The organism is Clostridium sp. (genome assembly GCF_036569345.1).
Classification (GTDB): domain Bacteria; phylum Bacillota; class Clostridia; order Clostridiales; family Clostridiaceae; genus Clostridium_AD.
This window is the reverse complement of record NZ_DATCQT010000138.1, coordinates 1-3,916: the sequence shown is the minus strand read 5'-3', so window position 1 is coordinate 3,916 and position 3,916 is coordinate 1. Positions and strand designations below refer to the sequence as shown.

At 33.1% G+C, this 3,916-nt stretch carries 3 protein-coding genes and 1 pseudogene; all 4 read left to right on the top strand.

What is annotated here, in order from left to right:
- Nucleotides 1-322 (top strand): annotated as a pseudogene (locus tag VIM70_RS13315) (gluconate transporter); the annotation flags it as partial.
- A gap of 70 nt (nucleotides 323-392) precedes the next feature.
- Complete coding sequence (gndA, locus tag VIM70_RS13310; RefSeq protein WP_331946255.1) at nucleotides 393-1,817, top strand: NADP-dependent phosphogluconate dehydrogenase; 1,425 nt, start codon at nucleotides 393-395, stop codon at nucleotides 1,815-1,817.
- Between the two features lie 78 nt (nucleotides 1,818-1,895).
- Nucleotides 1,896-2,543, top strand: coding sequence for a fructose-6-phosphate aldolase (gene fsa, locus VIM70_RS13305; RefSeq protein ID WP_331946254.1), 648 nt, complete (start codon nucleotides 1,896-1,898; stop codon nucleotides 2,541-2,543).
- 461 nt (nucleotides 2,544-3,004) lie between these two features.
- Nucleotides 3,005-3,916: gluconate:H+ symporter (locus tag VIM70_RS13300; RefSeq protein ID WP_331946253.1), on the top strand; the 912-nt coding region annotated here is incomplete at its 3' end.

The window sequence follows — 3,916 nt, the reverse complement described above, 5'->3', positions numbered from 1 at the left end:
AATTTCACCACTTGTACTCGCATGGTCAATTGCAGCAATACTTAGAATAGCATTAGGATCTGCAACAGTAGCAGGCCTTACAGCGGCAGGTATTGTAGGACCATTAGTTGTAGCAACAGGAGCTAGTCCAGAACTAATGGTTTTAGCTACAGGTGCAGGAAGTTTAATATTCTCACATGTTAATGATCCTGGATTTTGGATGTTTAAAGAATATTTCAATCTATCAATACCAGAAACTTTAAAATCATGGTCAGTATTAGAAACTATAATTTCTGTGGTTGGTTTGCTTATGGTTTTATTATTAAGTACAGTTATACATTAAAGTTTTATACAGGAGAAGCTATGCTTCTCCTGAATTGGTTGTTTAACGACATTTATAGGAGGAATTTATTATGGATAAACAGCAATTTGGAGTTATTGGTATAGGTGTTATGGGTAAAAATTTGGCGATAAATGTTGAAAGCAGAGGAATATCCGTTTCGGTATATGATTTAAATAGATTTGCGACGGATGAGTTATTAATAGATGTAGCAGGAAAAAATATAAAGGGTATGTATTCTATAGAGGAATTTGTAAATTCTCTTGAGCTTCCAAGGAAAATATTGCTTATGATTAGAGCAGGGGAGCCTGTTGATCAAGCTATACAAAATCTAATACCATATATATCAAAAGGCGACATAGTGATTGATGGTGGAAATTCATTTTTTATGGATACAATACGTAGAAGCAAACAACTTGAAGAGTTGGGTTTTAAATTCATAGGCACAGGAGTTTCTGGAGGAGAAGAGGGAGCTTTAAAGGGGCCAGCAATTATGCCTGGAGGTCAACTTGATGCTTATAAATTAGTAGAACCAATTCTAAAAGCTATATCTGCAAAAGTAGATGGAGAATCTTGTTGTACTTATATTGGAGCAAATGGTGCAGGACATTATGTGAAAATGGTTCATAATGGCATTGAATATGCTGATATGCAGCTTATTTGTGAAGCTTATGCACTTTTAAAGGGCGTTTTGGGGCTTTCTAATGATCAACTCCATGATGTTTTTGAAGAGTGGAATAAAGGTGAACTTGATAGCTATCTTATGGAAATAACTAGTGAGATATTTGCGCAAAAGGATAATGGTTCTGATAAATATATGGTTGATATTATATTAGACAAAGCAGGACAAAAGGGTACAGGAAAATGGACTAGTCAAAGTGCTCTAGATTTAGCAGTACCAATACCTACCATAACAGAGGCTGTTTTCGCACGTTGTCTGTCTGCAATAAAAGATGAACGGGTTTTCGCAAGTAGTATTTTAAAAGGACCAGATGTTTTATTTAAGGGAGATGCAAATGAGTTTATAGAATCTGTAAGAAGAGCTCTTTATACAAGTAAAATATGCTCATATGCACAGGGATTTGCACTTATGAAAGCTGCAGCATTGGAATATAATTGGGATCTTCAATATGGAGAAATTGCTAAAATATTCAGAGGTGGGTGTATAATTAGAGCTCAATTCCTTAACAAAATAAATGAAGCTTATGAAAAGGATGTAAATCTTAAAAATCTTATGTTAGATTCGTATTTCAATAATATTATTAAGAGTTATCAAGCAGATTGGAGAATGGTAATATCAACAGCAGTAAATTTAGGTGTTCCAGTTCCAGGATTTTCTAGTGCTCTAATGTATTATGACAGTTATAGAAGTGCAAATCTTCCAGCAAACTTACTTCAGGCACAAAGAGATTACTTTGGTGCTCATACCTTTGAAAGAACAGATAAAGAAGGGATATTCCATCATGAATGGGTGGCTGAGATAAAGGAAAAACAGTAGAAATTTTTAAATCGTTATACAATGATTATGTAATTTAATATGTACTAATGTTTAATATAATCAAAGGAGGAAATAAAAATGAAATTATTCATAGATACAGCAAATGTAGCTGAAATTAAAGAAGCAAATGATATGGGTGTTATTTGTGGGGTCACAACTAATCCATCACTTATAGCTAAGGAAGGTAGAGATTTTAATGAGGTGATAAAAGAAATTGCATCTATAGTGGATGGTCCCATCAGTGGAGAAGTTATAAGTTTAGAGACTGATGTTATGGTAGAAGAAGGAAGAAAAATTGCTAAGATTCATAAAAACATGATTGTTAAAATTCCTATGACAGGAAATGGTCTTAAGGCAGTAAAGATTTTAACTAGTGAAGGAATAAAGACAAATGTTACACTTATATTTACTGCAGGTCAAGCTTTACTTGCTGCTAGAGCAGGAGCTACTTATGTTAGTCCATTCCTCGGAAGACTTGATGACATAGCTACAAATTCATTAGAATTAATTGAGACAATTGTAGATATATTTGAAATTCATAATATTTCTACAGAAATCATAGCTGCTAGTATAAGAAGTCCATTACATGTTGTAGCTGCAGCTAGAGCTGGGGCTCATATTGCAACAGTTCCTGTAAGTGTAATTAAAGCAATGCTAAAACACCCATTAACTGATAGTGGTATAGAAAAGTTCTTAAATGATTGGAATGATACATTCAATAAATAATTAAATTGAGAGGCGGCGAGTTATATTTAATTCGTTGCCTCTCAGTATTTAGGCACCTGAAATATAACAAGGTTAGGATATATAAATATATTGTTCAAGGAATATTGAGCTGGAAAATATCATAATATAAAGTATAAAAAAGAAATTTTTTTTTACGCTTGTATTAATTATCCAGTATGATATAATAAATTTGAAGAAAATATTCTTCATAAACAACTTATCACACAAACAATACCAAGAGAAAAGAAAATTTATTTCGAAAGGGGATGTCATGGAATATTTAATTAAACTAGGTATTGGAACAAGGAGCACTATAGCAATTGCATTTATTACAAGCGATTTGCAATTTCAAAGTGTAAAGGTTTCCTATTTTAAACTCTAAGGTATTTGGTGTGAGAAATGGTTGGGTAGTTATTAAATACGATGTAAATGAAAACGATTAAAAAAAGGGGGACTTTATTATGCCATTATTAATTGTTGCTTTAGGGGTTGTATTATTATTAGTTCTTATGATAGTTTTTAAACTAAATGGATTTTTGTCATTAATTCTTGTGGCACTTTCAGTAGGTATTTTGGAAGGCATGCCATTGCCTTCAGTTGTAACTTCCATTACCAAGGGTGTTGGTGGTACATTAGGTACACTTGCATTGGTACTTGGATTTGGTGCTATGCTTGGTAAGCTCATGGCAGATAGTGGTGGAGCTCAAAGGATAGCTCTTACACTAATTGAAAAATTCGGAAAAAAACATATACAATTAGCAGTCATAGTAACCGGTTTTATAGTTGGTATCGCTTTATTTTATGAAATAGGTTTTGTACTTTTACTTCCATTAGTATTCTCAATAGCAGCAGCTGCTGATATCCCACTTTTATATATAGGAGTTCCAATGGCAGCAGCACTTTCAGCTACTCATGGATTTTTACCACCACATCCAGGCCCTACAGCTATAGCTGCTATATATAAAGCAGATTTAGGTAAGACATTAATTTATGGTATTGTATGTGCTATACCTGCTGTAATTCTTGCGGGACCTGTATTTACAAAATTCTTGAAACATATGGAACATGATATACCAAAGGGTTTATATAATCCTAAGATATTTACGGATAAAGAAATGCCTAGTTTTGTAATAAGTGTGTTTACAGCTTTAGTTCCAGTAATACTTATGGCAGCAAGGGCTATTGCTACTATTAATTTACCAAAAACTTCACCCATTTTAAATTACACTAATTTTTTAGGTGATCCAGTAATAGCATTGCTTATAGCTGTACTTTTAGCTATATTCACTTTTGGACTAAACAGGGGTAAAAAGATGCCTGAAGTTATGAAAACTGTAACTGAATCAATAGCGGCTATTGCTATGATACTATTA